Annotated in this window: 1 tRNA gene and 2 rRNA genes (1 of these 3 cut by a window edge); all 3 read left to right on the top strand. The window is 52.3% G+C overall.

The features are described from left to right. Positions 1-1,620, top strand: a 23S ribosomal RNA gene (locus tag OEU88_RS15800); it begins 1,128 nt to the left of the window's first position. A gap of 163 nt (positions 1,621-1,783) precedes the next feature. Then, positions 1,784-1,898 (top strand): 5S ribosomal RNA (gene rrf / locus OEU88_RS15805). Positions 1,899-2,130: 232 nt separating this feature from the next. After that, positions 2,131-2,207: transfer RNA gene (locus tag OEU88_RS15810), tRNA-Met, on the top strand. Positions 2,208-2,383 lie beyond the last annotated feature (176 nt).

Consider the following 2,383-nt stretch of genomic DNA (forward strand, 5'->3'; position numbering starts at 1 on the left):
TAAAGACAAGTACCGAAGCTGTGGATTTGATCTTATGATCAAGTGGTAGCGGAGCGTTCTGTAAGTCTGCGAAGGTGTGGCGCGAGCCATTCTGGAGATATCAGAAGTGAGAATGCTGACATGAGTAGCGATAAACAGTGTGAGAGACACTGTCGCCGAAATCCCAAGGGTTCCTGCGCAAGGCTAATCCGCGCAGGGTGAGTCGGCTCCTAAGGCGAGGCCGAAAGGCGTAGTCGATGGGAATCAGGTTAATATTCCTGAACCAGGTGGAATGTGACGAATGGAGTAAGTTGTGAGACCTTATTGGATTGGTCTTGCCGCGAATCTGTTCCAGGAAATAGCACCACCATATTGACCGTACCCTAAACCGACACAGGTGGGATGGTAGAGCATACCAAGGCGCTTGAGAGAACTATGCTGAAGGAACTCGGCAAATTGCCTCCGTAACTTCGGGATAAGGAGGCCCAGCTTTAAGGCAACTTTTAGTTGGGGGCACAAAAGAGGGGGTGGCGACTGTTTACTAAAAACACAGGGCTCTGCGAAGTGGATAACACGACGTATAGGGTCTGACGCCTGCCCGGTGCCGGAAGGTTAAGAGGAGTAGTGAGAGCTGCGAATTGAAGCCCCGGTAAACGGCGGCCGTAACTATAACGGTCCTAAGGTAGCGAAATTCCTTGTCGGGTAAGTTCCGACCTGCACGAATGGCGTAACGACTTCCCCACTGTCTCCAGCATAGACTCAGCGAAATTGAATTCTCCGTGAAGATGCGGAGTACCCGCGGTCAGACGGAAAGACCCCGTGCACCTTTACTACAGCTTCAGAGTGGCATTAGGGATAACATGTGTAGGATAGGTGGGAGGCTTTGAAGCCCGCACGCCAGTGCGAGTGGAGCCATCCTTGAAATACCACCCTTGTTGTCTCTGATGTCTAACCACGTCCCGTGAAACCGGGACTGGGACCCTCTGTGGTGGGTAGTTTGACTGGGGCGGTCGCCTCCCAAATGGTAACGGAGGCGCGCGAAGGTAGGCTCAGATCGGTTGGAAATCGATCGTCGAGTGCAATGGCATAAGCCTGCCTGACTGCGAGACTGACAGGTCGAGCAGAGACGAAAGTCGGTCATAGTGATCCGGTGGTTCTGTGTGGAAGGGCCATCGCTCAACGAATAAAAGGTACGCCGGGGATAACAGGCTGATACTGCCCAAGAGCTCATATCGACGGCAGTGTTTGGCACCTCGATGTCGGCTCATCTCATCCTGGGGCTGGAGCAGGTCCCAAGGGTTTGGCTGTTCGCCAATTAAAGAGGTACGTGAGCTGGGTTTAGAACGTCGTGAGACAGTTCGGTCCCTATCTGCCGTGGGCGCAAGAGACTTGAGAGGAGCTGCCCCTAGTACGAGAGGACCGGGGTGGACGGACCTCTGGTGGACCTGTTGTGGCGCCAGCCGCATTGCAGGGTAGCTATGTCCGGAAGGGATAACCGCTGAAAGCATCTAAGCGGGAAGCCCCCCTCAAGATAAGGTCTCTCTGAGAGCCGTGGAAGACCACCACGTTGATAGGTCAGGTGTGGAAGCTCAGTAATGGGTGAAGCTAACTGATACTAATTGCTCGATAGGCTTTTGAGCCTCTCCATAGACAGAAAGGAAAGCTTTCTTTGTCTTTAATTCGCGCAAAAGTGCGCGGCGGCCGCTTGGCCTTGCCTCACAGCTACGCTGTTCGGTAATTAGAGATTGTCTTGGAACATTACTCAAAGCATGCTTTGATACTCGCAATAACACTCTTTTGTTGATCTGGTGGTTATAACAAGGTTGTCCCACCCGGTCCCATCCCGAACCCGGAAGTGAAAAGCCTTTGTGCCGATGGTACTTCGTCTTAAGGCGCGGAAGAGTAGGTCGCCGCCAGATCTACAAAAGAGTGTACACATAACCACATATCAAATACCAAAAACCGCCCTTCAAAAGGCGGTTTTGTCGTCTAAAAGGACAATTGATTCCTATAGTCGACAACCAAGGGCAATCTTGAGCCCTCTTCATGGGATTGCGATAGCAATACCGGAAGCAGACACATAGCAGCCCTGAGCTGCGTCACATCGGAGAATGGCATAAGCCATCGGAACGGGTGACATAATATAATTGACGCGGGATGGAGCAGCCCGGTAGCTCGTCAGGCTCATAACCTGAAGGTCGTAGGTTCAAATCCTACTCCCGCAACCAATACGATAAAAAGGGTCCCATCAGGGGCCCTTTTTGCGTATATGGGCTGTGTGAGTAAGACTTGAACCTACGGATAAAGTAGGTTCAACCGCCGGCGCAGCAATGCAGTGCATTGCGAAAGAGCGCCAAGGACAAGGAAGCAATGCCGATAGGCATGCGCACCTAAAACCCTACTC

It is taken from the genome of Kordiimonas aquimaris (genome assembly GCF_025574485.1).
GTDB lineage: Bacteria > Pseudomonadota > Alphaproteobacteria > Sphingomonadales > Kordiimonadaceae > Kordiimonas > Kordiimonas aquimaris.